Here is an 18,269-nt window from a genome sequence, read left to right as displayed (position 1 = left end):
CCCCGGGTGGTCAGCAGAAGCGGCCCGGGCGCCGTTTCGTCTCCGGACAGCTCGTCTGACGGCTGACAACTGCCGCGGACAGGCCCGGTCACTGCAGTGTTCGACGTGACTAGCCTGGAGACCACCATGAGCGACGACAAGATCACTCTCACGACCCGCCAGGGTCATCCGGTACGGGACAACCAAAGCCTGCGCAGCGTGGGCGAGCGGGGCCCCGCCACGCTGGAAAACTACCAGTTCATCGAGAAGATCACCCATTTCGATCGGGAGCGGGTGCCCGAGCGGGTGGTGCATGCCCGGGGCACCGCCGCCCATGGCTGGTTCGAGGCCTATGGTACCATCGGCGACGAACCCGCCAGCCGCTACACCTGTGCCAAGGTGCTGACCAAAACCGGGGTGAAGACGCCGGTCTTCCTGAGGTTCTCCACCGTCATCGGGGCCAAGGAGTCGCCCGAGACCGCGCGTGATCCGCGAGGCTTCGCGATCAAGTTCTATACCGAGGACGGCAACTGGGATCTGGTGGGCAACAACCTGAAGGTGTTCTTCATTCGCGACGCCATCAAGTTTCCCGACATGATCCATGCCTTCAAGCCCGACCCCATCACCAATCGCCAGGAGCCCTGGCGCTTCTACGACTTCGTCCAGCATCACCCGGAAGCGCTGCACATGGTGACCTGGGTGAAGAGCCCCTGGGGCATCCCGGCGGACTATCGGCACATGCAGGGTTCCAGCGTGAACACCTACAAGCTGGTCAACGACCAGGGCGTGGCGGTGCTGTGCAAGTTCTCCTTCGAGCCCAAGCAGGGCATCCGGAATCTCACCAGCGAGCAGGCGGCCGAAATCCAGAAGTACGACGTGGGCCATGCCAGTCGGGATCTCTACGACGCCATCGAGCGGGGTGACTATCCCGAGTGGGAGATGTGCGTGCAGATCATGACGGACGAGGCGCACGACGAACTGCCCTTCGATCCCCTGGACGACACCAAGCGCTGGCCGGAAGACCAGTTTCCCCTGTTGCCGGTGGGCCGGCTGGTGCTGGATCGCAATCCCTCGAACGTCTTCGCCGAAACCGAGCAGGCCGCCTTCGGTACGGGAGTGCTGGTGGAGGGCATCGACTTTTCCGACGACAAGATGCTGCAGGGGCGGACCCTGTCCTATTCCGATACCCAGCGCTATCGGGTCGGCGCCAACTATCTGCAATTGCCGATCAATGCGCCCAAATGCCCCTACGCCACCAATCAGCGCGATGGCCAGATGGCGCTGCAGGTAGATCGCAGCGGGAGCAATCCCCACGTCAATTACGAGCCCAGCTCCCAGGGTGGCCTGAGCGAGGCGCCGCGGCCGCAGCACGAGTATCGTCAATGGATCGAAGGCCATCTGGGGCGCTATCAATCCCGCAAGACGGCTGCTGACTACCAGCAGACCGGTGCGCGCTATCGCAGCTTCGAAGACTGGGAAAGGGACGATCTCATCGCCAACCTGGTCGCCGACATGCAGGCCTGTCCCGCAGACATCCAGTTGCGCATGGTCTGGCACTTCTGGCACTGCGATCCGGACTATGGCACCCGGGTGGCCCAGGGCGCCGGCATCGACTTGGAAAGGGCCAAGGCGCTACCGAATCTGCCGGGCCATCCTGCGCCCAACGAGGACGTGACTGAACCGACCTACCAGGGTGGGGAGCGGGAGAGCCGTTGAGGGGGGACGCCGTCGCCTGCGGCTGAAGCCGAGGCGACCCGGCGGACAGGCGCCGCCGGGGTCCGGCCCGCTCAGTTCAGCGTTCTATCGCGTTCGAACCGCGCCCAGCAGCGGTCGAAGTCGGCTTGCCAGTCCGGCAGGGCGTTCGGCAGGACTGCTTCGACCTTGCTGCAGTCGAGGCAGGAATAGAGCGGTCGTGTCGCCGGCGTGGGGTAGTGTTCGGTCGTGGTGGGATAGAGGCGGGCACGCAGTTCGCCGCGTCGCTCCAGGCGCGCGGCGATGGCGGCGGCGAAGCCGTACCAGGAGGTCTGGCCCGCATTGGTCAGGTGATAGAGACCGCCGACATCCCCGTGCTCCAGCAGACGTTCGACCAGCTGGCGGGTGGCCGTGGCGATCGTGGGCGCCCAGGTGGGGGCGCCGAGCTGATCCTCCACTACGTGGAGTTCGTCGCGCTCGGCCAGCAGCTGGCGCATGGTGTTGAAGAAGCACTGGCCATCATGGGAGTAGACCCAGGAGGTGCGCAGCACCAGGGCGCGGCCACCGGCCGCCAGCACCGCCTGTTCGCCCGCCAGCTTGGAGCGGCCGTAGACGCTCAGCGGCGCCGGCGCGCAAGCCTCGGTGTAGGGCTGATGCCCCCGGCCATCGAAGACGTAGTCGGATGAATAGTGCACGAAGGGGATATCCCGCTCACGCGCCAACTCGGCCAGGATCTGCGGTGCCCGGGCGTTGATCGCCTCGGCGCGTTCGATTTCCGCCTCAGCCTGATCCACGGCGGTATAGGCGGCGGCGTTGAGGATGAGGTCGGGTTCCAGCCGGTCGAAGGCTGCGCGCAGTTGCCCGGTTTGGGCCAGATCGAGATCCGCCTGACCCAGCACGGTCAATTGATGGGTGCTACCGAACTCGCGCTGCAAGGCGCGCGAAACTTGGCCGGAACGGCCAGTGATCACAATATTCATGAAAGCATGCCTGAACGTCTTCAGCGGAAGACGTACGTCCTGTCGATCGATTCCTGAAAAGCCCTGGGCTTTTCCCACACGAATCAACGCCTGCCGCGCGAGGCGACAAAACGAGGATTCCGATCATCTTTCCTGGGGAAAGATGGCCGCCGCAGACTATGGCGGAGTGGGCATCGACAGGATGGACAGGGTGGTCATGCTGGGACTCGAACAAGGGTACGCGCCTAGGACTGCCGTCTGTCGGCAGAGTTCAGCGGGGTACCAGGGACAGTGGCAGCAGCTTGCCAAGCTGGAGTCCGGACGTCGAGGCAGTTAGCAGCGCGGTATGGAGAACCTGTTCAAGTTCGCGAATGTTTCCCGGCCAGGGATAGGCGATCAGCGCGGCTTCGTCCTCAGCCGTCAATTCCGGGGGTGTCCGGTCGAGACGTTCGGCATGCAGTCTGAGGAAATGCCGGGCGAGGGGGAGCAGATCGGCCGGTCGCTCGCGCAGGGGCGGTACCGCCACCTGCCCCGGCGCGAGGCGTTGCCAGAGGCGTTCGTCGAAGTGGCCGGCTGCGACGGCCAGCGCCAGATCGATACTGGAGCCGGCGATCAGGCGGACGTCCACCGCGGTGCGCTGACTGCTGCCGAGCCGCAGGATGCTTCCGTCGGACAGGACCTCGACCAGCTCCTCCTGCAGCGGGCGGGAGAGGTCGGCGATCTCGTCGAGATAGAGGCTGCCCCCGTGGGCGGTACCGAACCAGCCCACCCGACTGCCCGAGGTGCCGGCATAGGCGCGTGGGACATAGCCAAAGAGTTCGGCCGCAGCATGCCGACGACTGAGCGAGGCGCAGTCGAGGCTGCTGAACAGGCCGGTGCGGCCGCTGCGCTCGTGGAGCCGTCGCGCCAGCAATTCGCGCCCGGTGCCCCATTCGCCCGTCAGCACCACGGGGGAGGGGCGCGGCGCCAGGGCATCCAGGTGCTCGAGCAGTTGCCGCGAACGCGGGTCGGCGAAGGCCAGGGCCTTGGCGCGGATGGTCAGGGAGCTTTGTTGCTCCGCGGGCACGATCAGGAGGTCGGAGGAGAGCGTCGGCATGGCGATATCGCGGGCAGTCAAAGCCTCATCCTAGCGGCCATTTAATATATCTAAAAATAAGCTTTAGCTATTTTTTAATATCGATTGGTTTTTTGGGCGGAGCGCGATCCCTTGGTACTCGGCATGCAGGGAATCCCTGTGTCGGCCACGGGGTCTCTTGAACGGCCGGGAGACTCACTGTCTGGACGTTCTGTCGTGTCGCCCACTCGGCACCGCCGTCGTCAGAGTGAGGCGATCAGCGCTATCCTGCCGCTCCGGAACGAGAGGAAAAGACGTCACATGGCTTCCTTGCGTGCGCCCTGTCCGCCTGGCGTCTGTACCTGCGAGCGCGACGCCGTGCTGGCCGATCCGGCCGCCGATGCGCGGGCGCTGCTGCTCAATCGCCAGGAAGAACAGCGCCTGCTGGAGCGCCTGGAAAACGTCACCAGCGTGACCGATCTGCAGCGCCTGCAACGGCGCCTGCAGGAGCAACTCGGCATCCAGCTGGAGATCGAGCCGGGACCGGGAGAGGTACGCAGCGCGCGTGGCATGCTCATCGAGCTGCAGCCACGCCCGGGACTGTGTCGCAAGCTCCATCAGACGATACCGGCCGCGGTGCGCCGCGGTCTCAATCAGCGTCCGGAAGTGCTCTTCGCCCTGCTCAACGCCAACGACCTGCTGCGCGACGCTTGAACGCCTTCAGTCAGGCGCCTTGAAGCGGATCCAGGTCGGCGCATGGTCGCTGGTCTTTTCCAGGTCGCGTACCCAGCGATGCACCCCGGCTTCCTGCAGGGACTTCTGCAGCGCCGGACTCAGCAACAGATGATCGATACGCAGACCGGCGTTGCGCTGCCAGCGTTGGCGGAAATAGTCCCAGTAGGTGTAGATCGCCTCATCCGGATGGCAGGCGCGCAAGGCGTCCAGCCAGCCCTGGTCCAGCAGCCGTTCGAAGCAGGCGCGACTCTCGGGTTGCAGCAAGGCGTCCTTGCGCCAGGATTTCGGGTCGTAGATGTCATGGTCAGTCGGCACCACGTTGTAGTCGCCTGCCAGCACCACGGGATGCCCACTCGCCATCAGTCCCTGGGCATGCTCGATGAAACGCTCGAACCAGGCCAGCTTGTAATCGAACTTGGGGCCCGGCCAGGGATTGCCATTGGGTAGATAGAGGCTGGCGACGACCACGCCCTTGACCGCGGCTTCCAGATAGCGGCGCTGGGGATCGTCGGTCATTCCCGGCAGGCCCCGGCGAACCTCCAGTGGCTGGTCATCGCGCGCCAGGATGGCGACCCCGTTCCAGGAGGGCTGGCCGTCCCAGAGCGCACCGTAGCCCGCAGCTTCCAGCTCCGCCTGCGGGAAGTCGGCAGACTTCGCTTTCAGTTCCTGCAGGCAAACGATGTCGGGCTGCTCCCGCTCCAGCCACTGCAGGAGGATGGGCAACCGGGCACGAATGCCGTTGACGTTATAGGTCGCAAGGGTAAGGGAGGTCATGAAGTGCTCCGGAAGCGGTTATAGCCATGACCCGAACGAGATATGGGCAGTTCCTCAGCCATATTTATGTGATCTGTTTCACGTTAATTTGCGACTTACTTTTTTTGGCACCTTCGGGAACTTTTGGTCGGTTGTCGGGTTGTTCCGGAAATAAATTTGACGGCGGACTTGAATCGGCGCGCTGATGATTAGTGGTGAATGGATTCACCCATCGGAGCCGATGAACGGTAGTTATAGAAAAGCCTTTAAAATCAAAAGCTTTTTAAACTTATCAATGATGTCTAAATAGTGGCCATGGTAAGGCACTATGAAGTTGGCATGTGGCTTGTATAGCTGGACATGCCTGGAGGCAACGTCGCGCTTGGCAACATGGCGCGACTCTTCTCTCACTTCATATCGGCCAGTGTTCAGGGAGCGGGCTGTCGATTTAGCGCAGTTGGTGATGATGAATCCATCCTTCCTGAAGTTTTCCCGCAGAGCAGCCCAGGTGCTGCCCTTAGTTGCCGCCCTGACCCTGGCTACCGGTGCCAAGGCCGAGCAGGTCAATCTGGTCGGCCTGAACCTGTCCGGCGCCGGTTTCGCTGGCCAGGTACTACCGGGCGTCAACGGCACCCACTACATCTTTCCCGTCGAGGCCTACTTCAAGCAGTGGAGCGGCAAGGGCATCAAGCTGATCCGCTTCCCGATCATCTGGGAGCGCCTGCAACCAGTGCTGGGCGGCCCGCTGGACCCGACCTATGCGGCGCTGGTGGACCAGACCTTCGCCAATGCGCAGAAATACGGCATGCGCATCATCCTCGATCTGCACAACTACACCTTCTATCGCGGATCGGTGATCGGCAGCGCAGCGGTTCCCTATGACCGCTACCAGGAGATCATGACCCGGATCGCCCAGCGCTGGAGCAGTCAGCCCTCGCTGTACGCCTACGACATCATGAACGAGCCCCACGATTCCATGGCCCAGTGGCCGATCGCCGCCCAGTACGGGATCAACGGGGTTCGCGCGGTCGACAAGACCAAGCCGATCATGATCGAAGGCAACGGCTGGTCGGAAGCGACCCGCTGGCCGCTGTGGAACGACTCCCTGCTGGCGCTCAAGGATCCGTCCGACAACCTGATCTTCCAGGCGCATTCCTATTTCGATGAAAGCGCCGGCGGCAACTACACCGGCATCGATGTCGGCAAGCTGAGCCAGGACTATGGCGTGGAGCGGGTCCGTCCCTTCGTCGAGTGGCTGAAGAAGAACAAGAAGAAGGGCATGATCGGCGAATTCGGCGTGCCGGATAACGATCCCCGCTGGCTGCCGCTGATGGACCGCATGCTGGCCTATCTCAAGCAGAACTGCATTCCCGCCACCTACTGGGCCGCCGGCCCGGGTTGGGGCAACTATTTCCTGTCGGTAGAGCCGATCAATGGCGTCGACCGGCCGCAGTGGCCGACCCTGAAGAAGTACATCGATGACAGCAGCTGCACCGCCATCGGCCCGCTGGCCAGTGGGTCCGGCAGCACGCCAGCCAGCGGTACCGGTGCCACGGGCGGCTCCAGCGGCTCCACCGGCAGCAGCGGTGGCTCCACCAGCGGCAATACCGGCTCGAACAACGGTGGCAGCTCGGGCACCGGCGCCTCCGCGGGCACCGGCAACACCGGCGGCTCGACCACGACCGGGGTGACCACCTCGATCAACGATTTCACCAACGAGGACTGGCTGCACGGCGTCTATCGCAAGGCGGCCGGCTTCTCCATTCCGGCGTCGGCGGCCAACGTGGGCGCCTTCAAGGTGGGCGCGCAGATCACGCCGGCCGATGGCAAGAGCTACAAGGTGACCTATGCCCAGGTCGTCGGCAGCAACATGAGTGTCTTCATCGAGAGTCCGCAGCTCGATGGCAATGCCTACGGCTATCCCAAGACCCTGAAGACCGGGACCACCACCTCCGGCACGTCGACGACGGTGCCGGGGACCACGACGGGCTCTACGGGCAGCACCGGCAGCACCGGCAGCACCGGCAGCGCCAGTTCGGGCAGCAACTCGGGCAGTGCGACGCCGGCCGTGACGACGCCAGTGGCCGAGGTGAAGCCTGCGACCGGCACCGGCAGCACGGGCTCCTTGGGTGCCACCACGCCGGCCACCGGTTCGACGACCACACCCACGGGATCGACCGGCACGCCCGCCAACAGCGCCAAGCTCAACCTGGTGGGGCTGAATTTCTCGGGTGCCGCCTTTGCACCCCAGACGCTGCCCGGGGTTCTCAACGTCAACTACATCATGCCGGGCGAGGCGAATTTCCAGCAGTGGAGCGCCAAGGGCGTGCGGCTCATCCGCTTCCCGGTGATCTGGGAGCGCCTGCAGACCCGCTTCTTCGGTAGCCTGGAAGGAGCCTACACCCAGCAGGTCACCCAGGTGCTGGAGCTGGCCAAGAAGTACAACATGAAGGTGATCCTGGCGCTGGACAACGGCGGCCGCTACAAGGGCACCCTGATCGGCACCGGTACCGTCACCAACTTCAACTACTGGGATCTGATGTACCGCCTGGCCTACCAGTGGGGCAACCATGCCGCGCTCTATGGCTATGACATCATGGGCAAGCCCAATGGCGCCGACAGCAGCTGGCCGGTGACGGCCCAGTCCGGCATCGACGGCGTCCGCACCATGGACCGCACCCACCCGGTGATCGTCCAGGGCAATGCCTGGGGTAGCGCGGCCAACTGGCCCGGGGTGAGCAATGCCTTGCTCAATCTGAAGGATCCGGCCAACAACATCGTCTACGCGGCCAACGTCTACCTCGACGAGGACGGCAGTGGCACCTATGCCACCCAGAATCCGAGCACCATCGATCCGCAGGTCGGGGTCAATCGGGTCAAGCCCTTCGTCGAATGGCTCAAGCGCAATGGCAAGCGGGGCATGATCGCCGAGTTCGGCGTACCCGCAGGCGACAGCCGCTGGCTGACCGCCACCGACAATATGCTGGCCTATCTGCAGCAGAACTGCATGCCGCTGACCTACTGGGCGGCAGGTCCCGGCTGGGGTGCTTCCGCGCTGGCGGTGGAGCCGGTCAATGGCGTGGAGCGTCCGCAGTGGCCGACGCTGAAGAAATATGTCGATGCCAGCAACAGCTGCACGGCGGTAGGCCCGCGTTAGCTTTTACCGCGTGTGTCCTGAAGGCGACGAACCTCCTCGGGTTCGTCGCCTTTTTTCTTGATCGTTCGGTGAGGAAAGATGCGCTTTTCACGCCTTGCACTGATGCATTCGCGAGCCGAAACGGCTCTGCAGCGGTGGTCTAAGGGACGACGAACGGCTATAGCTCGACTTGTCGGGGCACGGTTAGAGTCCATTTGACACCCCAAGCACAAGGAGTAGGTGCCATGACGCAAACCACCCAGCAGCGGCTGCAGACGCTTGAAGAGCAGATCCGCAGTCATCGACAGGACCTTGCCCGGAGCCGTCAGAGCTTTCAGGAGCAATTCGTCATCTACACCCGCCAGTTCGCCCGGCTGAGCGTGCTCGAAGCCCAGCTCGAGTTGGTGCGCCGCAATACCAAGACGCCGAGCTGAAGTCGGCCAGACCTCAATCGTCGCGTGTCAGGACTTCCAGCAATTCGATTTCGAACCTCAGGTTGGCATGTGGCTTGATCAGCGCTCCGACCTGGCGTTCGCCATAGGCGAGGGCCGCCGGTACCTCCAGGCGCCGCTTGCCGCCGACCCGCATGCCCATCAGGCCCTGATCCCAGCCCTTGATCACCCGGCCAGTACCGATGACGCACTGGAAGGGCCGTCCCTTGGCGCGGGAGGAATCGAACAGGGTGCCGTCGTCCAGCCAGCCCTCATAGTGGGTGGTGATCAGGGCGCCCTTGACCACCGCCTTGCCGTCGCCCACCACCAGATCCTCTATCCGCAATTCGTCACTCATCGCCATGCTCCAGGCAAAAGCCGGATTCTAGCCTGGGCGCGGCGTCCTGGCGGGGCGACTTACTCCGGTACGTCACCGAACAGGCCGGCCTGGTAGTCGCGGATCGCCTGACGGATCTCCTCGGCGCTGTTCATCACGAAAGGGCCGTGGGCGACGATGGGCTCGGCGAAGGGCGCCGCATGGCCATAGAGCAGCACGGCGCCGTCGCGACTGCCGATGTCGATGTGGTCGCCATCATCGGCGAATTCGAACAGCTGCCATGGCGCTTCGTCCTGGCCGGCGATCTGCACGGTGCCGCGCACGCCATAGCAGAACACCGAGTTGCCGGCCGAGGCGGGCAGGGTGACGCGGCCACCCGGGGCGATCTCGACGGTCATCAGGGTGATGGGTGTCGGGGTGGCCACGGCGCCCTGGATACCCTCATGGCTACCCGATGCCAGGTGCAGGCGTACCCGGCCGCTATCGGCCTCGATCAGGGGCAGGTCCGCGGCGGAAACGCCGTGGTAGGCCGGCGGCGTGAACTTGAGGCGGGCGGGAAGATTGACCCACAGCTGCAGGATCTCCAGGTCACCACCATCGCGCTTGAAGGCGGCGGGCGACAGCTCGGCATGCACCAGGCCGCTGCCCGCGGTCATCCACTGGATGCCCCCGGCTTCGATGACGCTCTCATGGCCGCCGCTGTCGCGGTGGGCGAGCGAACCGGAGAGGATGAAGGTCACCGTCTCGAAGCCGCGATGGGGATGAGGACCAAAGGGCAGACCGGCATTGTGCGGCGGATAGACCTGCGGACCGTGGTGATTGAGGAACAGGAAGGGGTCCAGATGGGGCAGGCCGGGGCCGGGTAGCGGTCGCCGGGTCTGGAGGTCGCCGATGTCGTCACGCCGGGCGGGATGGCGGTGCAGCAGGGTACGGGCGGTCATGCGGAGGCCTCGCGCAACAAAACCCCAGTGTAAGGCGCCCCGTGGCCTGTCGGTACCCCGCCGGGTACGCCCCCCTTCAGATGGAGAAGCGGACCTCGCGTTCCGGCCGGGGCGCGAGCGGCCGACGGTGATTGACCACCAGCTCGCCGATACGGATCAGGTGGGCACGGGTGACGTTGCGGCTCAGCCCCAGCAGGCGGGCGGTGTGGACCTGGTTGCGATGGCAGAAGCGGTAGGCGGCGCGGACCAGGGCATCTTCGACGCGCTCGTGCAGGGCCTCCGGTTGCTCTTCGAACAACTGGGCGAAGGCGTCGGTCAGCAGGCTGTCCACCGGTGCCGCCTCGGTCGGGCGCGGCGCCGCCGGGACCAGGCTGGGACGCTGGACGAACGACAGGTCACCGGCATCCAGCAGGCCCTGGGGCTTGAGCAGCAGGGCGTGCTGCAGAGTGTTTTCCAGTTCGCGGATATTGCCCGGCCAGGGGTGCTCCAGCAGGCGTCGCTCCGCCGCCGGGGTCAGGGCGACCGGCGCCTGGGCATAGGCGTGGAGGAAGTGCCGGGCCAGCGGCAGGATATCGCCCTGGCGCTGGCGCAGCGGCAACAGCGGCAGGCTGACCACATTGAGGCGGTACCAGAGGTCTTCGCGAAAGGTGCCTTCGGCCACCGCCCGCTCCAGCGGGACATTGGTGGCGGCGATGATCCGCACGTTCAGCGGCACGCTGCGGCGAGAGCCCAGCCGCACCACCTCGCGCTCCTGCAGGACGCGCAGCAGCTTCACCTGCACCGACAGCGGCAGGTCGCCGATCTCGTCGAGAAACAGGGTGCCGCCGTTGGCCTCCTCGAACCAGCCGGCGCGCGCGGCCAGGGCGCCGGTGAAGGCGCCCTTTTCATGACCGAACAACTCCGCCTCGACCAGGCTCTCGGCGAAGGCGCCGCAATTGACGGCGACGAAGGGGCCGGCATGGCGGTGACTCAGCGCATGGATATGCCGGGCGATCAGTTCCTTGCCGGTACCGGTTTCGCCGATCACCAGCACGCTGGCGTCGCTCGGGGCGATCTTTTCCAGGTGGGCGAGCAGGTCGCGCGACTTGGGATCGGCGAACACCTGGGCCGTTGCCCGGTAGCGGGGCACCTCGGGTGTGCGCGTCAGGGTCAGCAGGGTCATCGCGGGCTCCTCAGGAGTAGAAACTGGGGGTGGGCAGGGTGTCGTTGAGGGCCCAGTCGCCCAGCTCGTGCAGCTTGTAATCGACCGGATCGTGCAGGGTCTGGGTGCGCAGATTGCGCCAGTAGCGATCCAGGCGCAGGGCGCCGGCAGTGGCCCGGGCCCCGCCCACCTCGAACAGGCGGCTGGCGAGATCGAGGCCGTGACGACTGGCGGCGACCTTGGCCGTGGCGATGGCGATGGCCAGTTCGCCCCGTGCCGCGGCGGTCAGCGCGGTGCCCTGCTGCCAGGCCTGGGCGAAGGCGCCGTTGGCGCGCTCCACCAGCAGCCGGCTGCTCTCCAGGGCCACCCAGAATTCTCCGTAGTGGCGCAGGATGTAGGGGTCTTCGCTGGCGCTGGCCGCTGTGGACTTGAACCAGGGACGCGCCTGGGTGGTGGTGTAGCGGCGCGCCTCGGCAAAGGCGCCTTCGGTCAGGCCGAGAAAGATATTGGCGAAGATCAGCTGGGCCAGCAGCGGCCGCAGGCAGGCGAAGGGGGTGCTCAGCGGGCCAGGATCGAGCAGCCATTCCTGTTGTTCGACCCGTACGCCGTCGAACCGCGCGCTGCCGCTGTCGGTCTGGCGCTGGCCGTTGTTGTCCCAGTCGTCGAACAGCTGGATGCCGGCACGGCCGGTGGGTACCACGGCGATCAGCAGGCGTCCGCTGTCATCGTTTTCCAGCGCGGAAAGCAGCAACAGATCCGAATCCAGGGCGCCACTGCAAAAGCTCTTCTGGCCATCCACCTGCCAGGCATCGCCGCTGCGGCGGGCGAGGGTACGGCGATCCAGGGGATTGAGGGCATTCCCCCAGAACAGACCATCGCGCGCGGTGCCCTCCAGCCAGGGTCGCCACTGCGAGGGCTGGCCGAACAGCTGGGCGGTGGCCAGCAGCAGGTGATGGAAGCCGAAGACGTGGGCCAGGGAGCTGTCGACCCGGGCCAGTCGCCGCACCGCCTCCAGCGTTTGATCCCAGGAGGCGCCGAGGCCGCCCAGTTCCGTAGGAATGCTCAGGGCCAGGAGACCGCTCTGGCGCAGAGCGTCACGCTCGGCCTTGGGCGTGCCGCCCTGACGATCACGTTCCGCCGCGGTGGCAGCGAAGCGCTCCAGCAGGGGAAGGAGGGGGGCCAGCAGGGAATCGGACATGGGGGACTCTTGCAATGGAGAGAGCAGGCAGGCGTTAGAACGTAATGCCGGCCAAACCCTGAGTTGAAATATTTTTTTGTTATTAGTTAATGGCCCGCCGCCATCCATCTTTCATTCCGGACATCTGGTCACTGTCCTGCTGACGGCATTAAAGGCCTGACTAATCCCGGTCGATACAGCGGTAACCTAATCTCCCAACCAGGGGCGTGTCATGTTCAACAAAGGCCTAAAACAAGAACTGCAGCGCCTCCGCGAGCAGGTGGACTCCTTCAAGCGGCTGAAGGCCGAGCTCGACGTGGAAATGCTGGGCCTGGAACTGGATGGCCGCGGGTGCATCTCCGCCGTGAACGCCAACTTCGAAAAGGAGATGGGCGTGCGCGCCGCGGATGTGCTGGGACGCCCCCTGGCGGACCTCATTCCGGCGCACGTCCGCAACCAGGAATACAGCCGCCGACTGCAGCAGGCCCTGAGCCGCGGCGAGCCCTACAGCGGTGCCCTGCATCTCTTGCGTGGCGACGGTCAGGAAGCCTGGTTGCGCGGCATCCTGCACCCCTTCCATGACAGCCAGGGCCAGGTGACGCGCTTCCGACTGTTCTGCAACAACCTGACGCGAACCATCGAGACCTCGCGCGAGCACGAAAGCCTGCTCAAGGCGCTGCGCCGTTCCACGGCGGTCATCGAGTTCAACCTCCAGGGCGAGGTGCTCGATGCCAACGACAGATTCCTGCAGGCCATGGGTTATTCCCTGGCGCAGATCAAGGGCAAGCACCACCGGCTGTTCTGCGAGCCGGCCGAAGCCAATTCCGAGGCCTACGAGCAATTCTGGGCGCGCCTGCGTCGCGGCGAATTCGTCGTGGATCGCTTCAAGCGCCTGGATGCCCATGGCCGCGACGTCTGGCTGGAAGCCTCCTACAACCCGGTGATCGATGCCCATGACCGGCTGTACAAGGTGGTCAAGTTCGCCACCGTGATCACCGATCAGGTCCAGCAGGAGCAGGCGGTGTCCGAAGCCGCCAGCGTAGCCTTCGAGACCTCCCAGCATACCGATGACACGGCCCGCAAAGGCGCGGCGGTGGCGCAGCAGACGGTGGAAGTGATGCGCGCCCTGGCCACCCAGATGCAGGAAGCGGTGAAGGGCATCGAGGCGCTGGACAACCAGTCCCAGGTGATCGGGACCATCATCAAGACCATCAGCGGCATCGCCGAACAGACCAACCTGCTGGCGCTCAACGCGGCCATCGAGGCGGCCCGGGCCGGTGAGCAGGGTCGTGGTTTCGCCGTGGTGGCCGATGAGGTCAGGCAATTGGCCTCGCGCACCAGCAAGGCGACCGAGGAGATCGTCGGAGTGGTGCAGCAAAACCAGCAACTGGCCGGCGAGGCGGTGACGGTGATCGAGAACGGTCGGCGCCAGGCCGAGCAGGGCCTGGAACTGGCGGGGCAGGCCGGCCAGGTGATCGTGGAGATCCAGGACGGCGCCCAGCGAGTGGTCGGCGCCGTGGGGCGTTTCGCCCGCCAGCTGTCGAACTGATCCGGCGCGCTGAATGCACAACGGCAACCCCAGGGTTGCCGTTGTGCATTCTGGTAGTCAGCCCTGCTTGCTGCCGCCGCCGATCTGCCAGACGAAGGGCGGTTCGCTGCCGTCGATCGCCCAGGCGCCGACGATGCGCTCCTTGTAGATCAGCGGATTGTGCGAGGCGGCGGTACGGGCGTTGCGCCAGTGTCGATCGAGCCCCTTGCGGGTGCTGGTGGCCGACGCGCCCAAGGCATTGAACAGGTCACTGGTGGCCCGCAGCACCAGCTCGGCGACCGCCGACTGCGCCTGGGCCGATTCCAGCTCCGCCGCCACGTTGGCTTCATGCTCGGCGGCGGCATCCCCGGCATAGCGGGCCTCGAAGGCGGCCTGGGCCGCCGCGGCGGCGGCCAGGGTCGCGGCTTCGGCGGCATAGACGAAGGCCGAGGCCTTGCCCACCACCTGCTGTACCTGGGGATCGGCACTGGCCGCGCTGGCATTGCCATGGCTGTAGACCCGCGTGCGCCCGCGCACTTCGCCAGCGAATTCGCGCACGGCGGCCTGGCCGCTGCCGGTGATCACGGCCAGCAGCACCAGCTGGTAGAAGGCGGTCTGGTACTTGAAGCGGGTGACGAAGTCGATGAGATTCTCGGGCGCCACCCGCACGTCTTCGAACACCGAGGTGCCGCTGGCGGTGGTGCGCTGGCCGAAGCCGTCCCAGTCGTCGGACTGGCGCACGCCCGGCTGGTCGGTGCGGATGGCGGCGATGACGTCGCCGCCGGTGTCGTCGCGCTTGGCGTAGACGTCGATCCAGTCGGCGAACAGGCTGCCGGTGCTGTAGTACTTGGTGCCGTTGAGGCGCCATTCGCCGTCCCGCTGGCTGACCCGGGTGATGACCTCGCCGAGCTTGACCGTGCCGATCTCGGTCCAGGCGTTGCCCACCAGGTCGCCGGCGACGAAGCGCTCGAACCAGACCCGCTGGGAGGTGCTGGCATGGGCGTTGAGGCGGTCCTCGACAAAGGCGAAGTGGCCGCGCAGGGCCTGGGGCAGATTGCTGTCGGCGGCCGCCAGCTCGATCAGCAGCCGAACCAGTTGCGGTAGGCTGGCGCCGCTGCCGCCGAATGCCACCGGCACCCGCACGGCGCCGAAGCCGGCGTCCTTGAGCCAGGCGACGGGCGCATAGGGCAGGGTGCGGTTGCGTTCGCGTTCCAGGGCGCCTTCGGCGATGCGCGCAAAGAGCGGACGGAAGCGGGCGGCCAGTTGTTCGTAGTCGGGGCTGGGCGCAGGGCTGGGCGGCAGATGGCGAGCGGGCAGATTCATGGTGATCCTCGGCGATTGAAAGGTCGACGCCAGAGGCTTTGCAAGAGCGCTGCCAGGGCCTGAAAGGCCGTTTTCTCGGGGTTTGCGGGGCCTGGGGTGCCTGGCCAGCAGCAGGGGTGCCTGGCCACTGTTGCCCGGGCGACAGTGGGGCGGCCGCGCTAGACTGAGCTTTTGCCCGGAGCCCCCATGGACCTCCTGTTTCTCGGCACCTCGGCCGGGGTGCCCACTCGGCGGCGCAATGTCTCGGCCCTGGCCCTGATCGAGGACCAGGGCAAAGACTGGTTTCTCGTCGATTGCGGCGAGGCGACCCAGCACCAGCTGCTGCGTACCCCCTTGTCGGCCGCGGATCTGCGCGCCATCTGCATCACCCATGTCCATGGCGACCACTGCTATGGCCTGCCGGGGCTGTTGGCCAGCGCCGCCATGACCGGACGCAGCCAGCCGCTGGTGCTGATCGCGCCCCAGGCGGTGGCGGACTGGCTCGCCGCCACCCAGGCGCTGACCGCACTGCACCTGCCCTTCGAACTGCGCTTCCACGCCCTGGAAGACTTCGCGGGCGTCTCCGTCGGGGCCTGGGATATCGACGCCTTCGCGCTTTCCCACCGGGTGCCCAGTCACGCCTTTCGCTTCCGCGAGACCCGCCGGCCGCAGCGCCTCGATCCCGCGGCCCTGGCGGCGGCCGGGGTACCGCGTGGCCCGCTGTGGGGCCGGCTGCATGGCGGCGAGGATGTGCTGCACGAAGGCCGCCTGCTGCGCAGCGCCGACTTCCTGCAGGCGGCCCATGGCGAACGACGGCTGGTGGTGGCGGGGGACAACGACGCGCCCGCCTTGCTGACGGAGGCCTGCCAGGGCGCTCAGCTGCTGGTCCATGAAGCCACCTATGCCCAGGCGCAGATCGACAAGACCGGGCAGAGCTGGGGCCACAGCAGCGCGGCGGGCGTCGCCCGTTTCGCCGAGGCGCAGGCGCTGCCGGCCCTGCTGCTCACCCATTTCAGTCCGCGCTACCAGGCCGAGGCGGGGCGTTCGCCGTCCATCGACGACCTGCGCCAGGAGGCCGCGGCCTGTTACCGCGGCAACCTGCAGCTGGCCGAGGATTTCGCGCGCTTTCGCCTGGATCGCCAGGGCCGGCTGAAAGCCCTGGACCAGAGCGGCCGGGCAGAGGCTGGCGACCGCAACCCGATAGGAATTTGAACTCTTTCGGTCTTGTCTGACCTTTGCGCCTTGGGCATAGTGCGAACGTTTATCATTCCAGGATCGATTCGATCCCTCGCACCTCGTCCCTAGGAGAAGCAAATGGCGGTGTCTTTCAACAAGGTCTCGACGCTGGGCGCCATGGCGCTGCTGTCCCTGGCAGTGGCAGCCTGTTCCAATCGCCCGGAGGCACCGACGCCACCGCCACCCGCGCCGGCGCCCGTTGCCGCGCAACCCGCCGCGCCTCAGGCCCCGGCCGAACTCAAGCGCATCGAACTGGGCTACGGCGTCTATGAGCTGGCCTACAGCCCGGCCAAGCAGTCGGTCTATGCGGCGACCGCCCAGTTGACCAAGGGCGTCACCGGTGGGGTGATCTATCAGCTGGATCCGGCCACCCTGGCCATCACCGGCCAGATCCACACCGATCTGAAGAACTTCGCCCTGACCACCGATGCCAGTGGCGAGACGCTGTTCGTCACCAACTCCCTGGACGGCGGCCTCAGCCGTATCGACCTGCGCACCGGCAAGGTGGAGAAGCGGCTGAAATTTAACGAGATGGGGCGTGACGGCCATCCGGTCAATCCGCGCCAGGTCATTCTCCACGACGGCTTGCTGTACGTCGGCGGGGTCGGCGATCCGGGCGTGATCTGGGTGGTGGACGCCAAGACCCTGACCCTCAAGGCGCGCATTCCCAATGCCGGCAAGTGGGTGACCGGCCTGCTGTACTCCGAGGACACCGGGCGCCTCTATGCGGCCAACGGCAGCGGCGAAGTGCTGGTGATCAATCCGCGCACCCGCAAGATCGAGCACCGCTGGACGCCGGGCGATGGCGGCAAGTACCTCTTGCTGAACCTGGCCGAGGATCGCGCGAACCACCAGCTGTTCGTGACCGACAACTCCGAAGCCAAGACCGTGCTGGTCTTCGATATTCGCAGCGGCAAGGTGATCAAGCGCCTGCCGGTGGGCGACGCCCTGGCCATCAAGCTCAACACCACCCGCAACGAGCTGTACATCACCCAGCGCGAGACCGGTCGCTTGCTGATCCTCGACGCCACCACCTACGCCGAGAAGAAGGCCTACGACCTCAAGCCCAATCCCAACAGCCTGCTGGTCAGCCCGGATGGCCAGACGCTGTATGCGACGGTGAAGACCCCCTTCGACAAGGAATACATGAACACCGCGCCGGAAAGCGTGGTGCGCATCGACCTCTCCGCGGTGAAGTAAACCGCGCCGCCCGGGCTGCCGCAGCGTCCTGCTGCGGTGGCCCCGGGCTTCCCAAGTCCGCCGGCTTGCTCTTGAATGCGGGGGTCCCCCCACCCAGGAGCCGCCGCCTTGTCCGCCACCGATCTCAGCCTGCTGCCGCTGCTGGACGCCTCCTACCGCCACTGGCTCGGTCAGCCGCTGCCGCGTCCTGTCGGCTTGCCTGAGGCCGACGTCCCTGCCTGGTTGCACGAGCGGGCACCCTATGCCCTGCTGGCCCACGGTACCGAGAGCGATCCGCTGTTCTGCTACGCCAACCGGCAGGCGCTGAGCTGCTTCGGCTATCCCCGCGCCCAATTCATCGGCATGCCTTCGCGTTACAGCGCCTCGCCCAGGGACCGCGACGAGCGTCAGCGCTTGATGGAGGCGGTGGGGCGCCAGGGCTATGCCTCAGGCTACGAAGGCTGGCGCGTCGACAAGGCAGGGAAGGCCTTCCAGATCCATGCGGGGGTGGTGTGGAATCTGATCGATCCCGAAGGTACGCGGCGGGGGCAGGCGGCGCTGTTCTGGCCAGATCCGCAGCGGATCGGGCAGGTGGAGTGAGGCCGGATTGTTGGGCTCGGCTGCGCGCGGAAGATCGGATTCGTGGACAAGGCTGCGCCGTTGTCACCCTACGCATGCCCCCGCCGTAG

General features: G+C 65.9%; 16 protein-coding genes and 1 pseudogene. 9 read left to right on the top strand and 8 right to left on the bottom strand.

Features of this window, described 5'->3' with window-relative positions:
* Nucleotides 1–126: 126 nt before the first annotated feature.
* A complete protein-coding gene (locus POR01S_RS22330) occupies nucleotides 127–1,695 on the top strand; it encodes a catalase (RefSeq protein WP_042138431.1) in 1,569 nt (522 codons plus the stop codon).
* A gap of 71 nt (nucleotides 1,696–1,766) precedes the next feature.
* On the opposite strand, the gene rfbD is transcribed toward POR01S_RS22330, so the two are convergent.
* Nucleotides 1,767–2,651 (bottom strand): dTDP-4-dehydrorhamnose reductase, encoded by an 885-nt coding sequence (gene rfbD / locus POR01S_RS22325; RefSeq protein ID WP_042138429.1) that lies wholly within the window; start codon nucleotides 2,649–2,651, stop codon nucleotides 1,767–1,769.
* Between the two features lie 250 nt (nucleotides 2,652–2,901).
* Nucleotides 2,902–3,747 carry a sigma-54-dependent transcriptional regulator gene (locus POR01S_RS22320; protein ID WP_042138427.1) on the bottom strand — a complete coding sequence of 282 codons (846 nt, stop codon included), beginning with the start codon at nucleotides 3,745–3,747 and terminating at the stop codon, nucleotides 2,902–2,904.
* 258 nt (nucleotides 3,748–4,005) lie between these two features.
* On the opposite strand from POR01S_RS22320, the gene POR01S_RS22315 reads away from it, so the two are divergent.
* Complete coding sequence (locus POR01S_RS22315) at nucleotides 4,006–4,398, top strand: hypothetical protein (protein ID WP_027597624.1); 393 nt, start codon at nucleotides 4,006–4,008, stop codon at nucleotides 4,396–4,398.
* 6 nt (nucleotides 4,399–4,404) lie between these two features.
* Here POR01S_RS22315 and xth read toward each other — a convergent pair whose 3' ends face one another.
* The gene (gene xth, locus POR01S_RS22310) at nucleotides 4,405–5,193 is read right to left on the bottom strand and encodes an exodeoxyribonuclease III (protein WP_027597625.1); all 789 of its coding nucleotides are present in this window, start codon (nucleotides 5,191–5,193) and stop codon (nucleotides 4,405–4,407) included.
* A 442-nt stretch (nucleotides 5,194–5,635) separates the two neighbouring features.
* Between xth and POR01S_RS22305 the strand changes: the two genes are divergently transcribed.
* Both POR01S_RS22305 and POR01S_RS22300 read left to right on the top strand, forming a co-directional pair.
* Nucleotides 5,636–8,329, top strand: coding sequence for a glycoside hydrolase family 5 protein (locus POR01S_RS22305; protein ID WP_042138424.1), 2,694 nt, complete (start codon nucleotides 5,636–5,638; stop codon nucleotides 8,327–8,329).
* Nucleotides 8,330–8,553: 224 nt separating this feature from the next.
* Nucleotides 8,554–8,742, top strand: a complete 189-nt coding sequence (locus POR01S_RS22300; RefSeq protein ID WP_027597626.1) for a hypothetical protein — start codon at nucleotides 8,554–8,556, stop codon at nucleotides 8,740–8,742.
* A 13-nt stretch (nucleotides 8,743–8,755) separates the two neighbouring features.
* Here the strand turns inward: POR01S_RS22300 and POR01S_RS22295 are convergent, their stop codons facing one another.
* The 4 genes from POR01S_RS22295 to POR01S_RS22280 all read right to left on the bottom strand — a co-directional run bounded on the left by POR01S_RS22295 (nucleotide 8,756) and on the right by POR01S_RS22280 (nucleotide 12,371).
* A complete protein-coding gene (locus POR01S_RS22295; protein WP_027597627.1) occupies nucleotides 8,756–9,097 on the bottom strand; it encodes an FKBP-type peptidyl-prolyl cis-trans isomerase in 342 nt (113 codons plus the stop codon).
* Nucleotides 9,098–9,156: 59 nt separating this feature from the next.
* Nucleotides 9,157–10,017 carry a pirin family protein gene (locus POR01S_RS22290; RefSeq protein ID WP_042138422.1) on the bottom strand — a complete coding sequence of 287 codons (861 nt, stop codon included), beginning with the start codon at nucleotides 10,015–10,017 and terminating at the stop codon, nucleotides 9,157–9,159.
* Nucleotides 10,018–10,093: 76 nt separating this feature from the next.
* Nucleotides 10,094–11,179 (bottom strand): sigma-54 interaction domain-containing protein, encoded by a 1,086-nt coding sequence (locus tag POR01S_RS22285; RefSeq protein WP_042138420.1) that lies wholly within the window; start codon nucleotides 11,177–11,179, stop codon nucleotides 10,094–10,096.
* Nucleotides 11,180–11,189: 10 nt separating this feature from the next.
* Nucleotides 11,190–12,371, bottom strand: coding sequence for an acyl-CoA dehydrogenase family protein (locus tag POR01S_RS22280; protein WP_420893618.1), 1,182 nt, complete (start codon nucleotides 12,369–12,371; stop codon nucleotides 11,190–11,192).
* A 196-nt stretch (nucleotides 12,372–12,567) separates the two neighbouring features.
* Between POR01S_RS22280 and POR01S_RS24455 the strand changes: the two are divergent.
* Both POR01S_RS24455 and POR01S_RS24450 read left to right on the top strand, forming a co-directional pair.
* A pseudogene (locus POR01S_RS24455) lies at nucleotides 12,568–13,344 on the top strand (PAS domain-containing protein); the annotation flags it as partial.
* 108 nt (nucleotides 13,345–13,452) lie between these two features.
* Nucleotides 13,453–13,884: a methyl-accepting chemotaxis protein gene (locus POR01S_RS24450; protein WP_371099722.1), complete on the top strand. Its 432-nt coding sequence runs from the start codon at nucleotides 13,453–13,455 to the stop codon at nucleotides 13,882–13,884.
* 57 nt (nucleotides 13,885–13,941) lie between these two features.
* Here the strand turns inward: POR01S_RS24450 and POR01S_RS22270 are convergent, their stop codons facing one another.
* Nucleotides 13,942–15,186 carry an acyl-CoA dehydrogenase family protein gene (locus POR01S_RS22270; RefSeq protein WP_042138416.1) on the bottom strand — a complete coding sequence of 415 codons (1,245 nt, stop codon included), beginning with the start codon at nucleotides 15,184–15,186 and terminating at the stop codon, nucleotides 13,942–13,944.
* Between the two features lie 186 nt (nucleotides 15,187–15,372).
* On the opposite strand from POR01S_RS22270, the gene POR01S_RS22265 reads away from it, so the two are divergent.
* The 3 genes from POR01S_RS22265 to POR01S_RS22255 all read left to right on the top strand — a co-directional run bounded on the left by POR01S_RS22265 (nucleotide 15,373) and on the right by POR01S_RS22255 (nucleotide 18,180).
* Nucleotides 15,373–16,377, top strand: coding sequence for a ribonuclease Z (locus POR01S_RS22265; RefSeq protein ID WP_042138414.1), 1,005 nt, complete (start codon nucleotides 15,373–15,375; stop codon nucleotides 16,375–16,377).
* Between the two features lie 102 nt (nucleotides 16,378–16,479).
* Entirely contained in the window at nucleotides 16,480–17,601 is a 1,122-nt protein-coding gene (locus POR01S_RS22260) for a YncE family protein (protein ID WP_007162793.1), read from the top strand.
* A 108-nt stretch (nucleotides 17,602–17,709) separates the two neighbouring features.
* The gene (locus tag POR01S_RS22255) at nucleotides 17,710–18,180 is read left to right on the top strand and encodes an MEKHLA domain-containing protein (RefSeq protein WP_081875255.1); all 471 of its coding nucleotides are present in this window, start codon (nucleotides 17,710–17,712) and stop codon (nucleotides 18,178–18,180) included.
* Nucleotides 18,181–18,269: the final 89 nt, after the last annotated feature.

It is taken from the genome of Pseudomonas oryzihabitans NBRC 102199, from assembly GCF_000730625.1.
GTDB lineage: Bacteria > Pseudomonadota > Gammaproteobacteria > Pseudomonadales > Pseudomonadaceae > Chryseomonas > Chryseomonas oryzihabitans.
The sequence above is the reverse complement of the archived record's forward strand: the minus strand, read 5'-3'. Positions and strand labels throughout refer to the sequence as shown.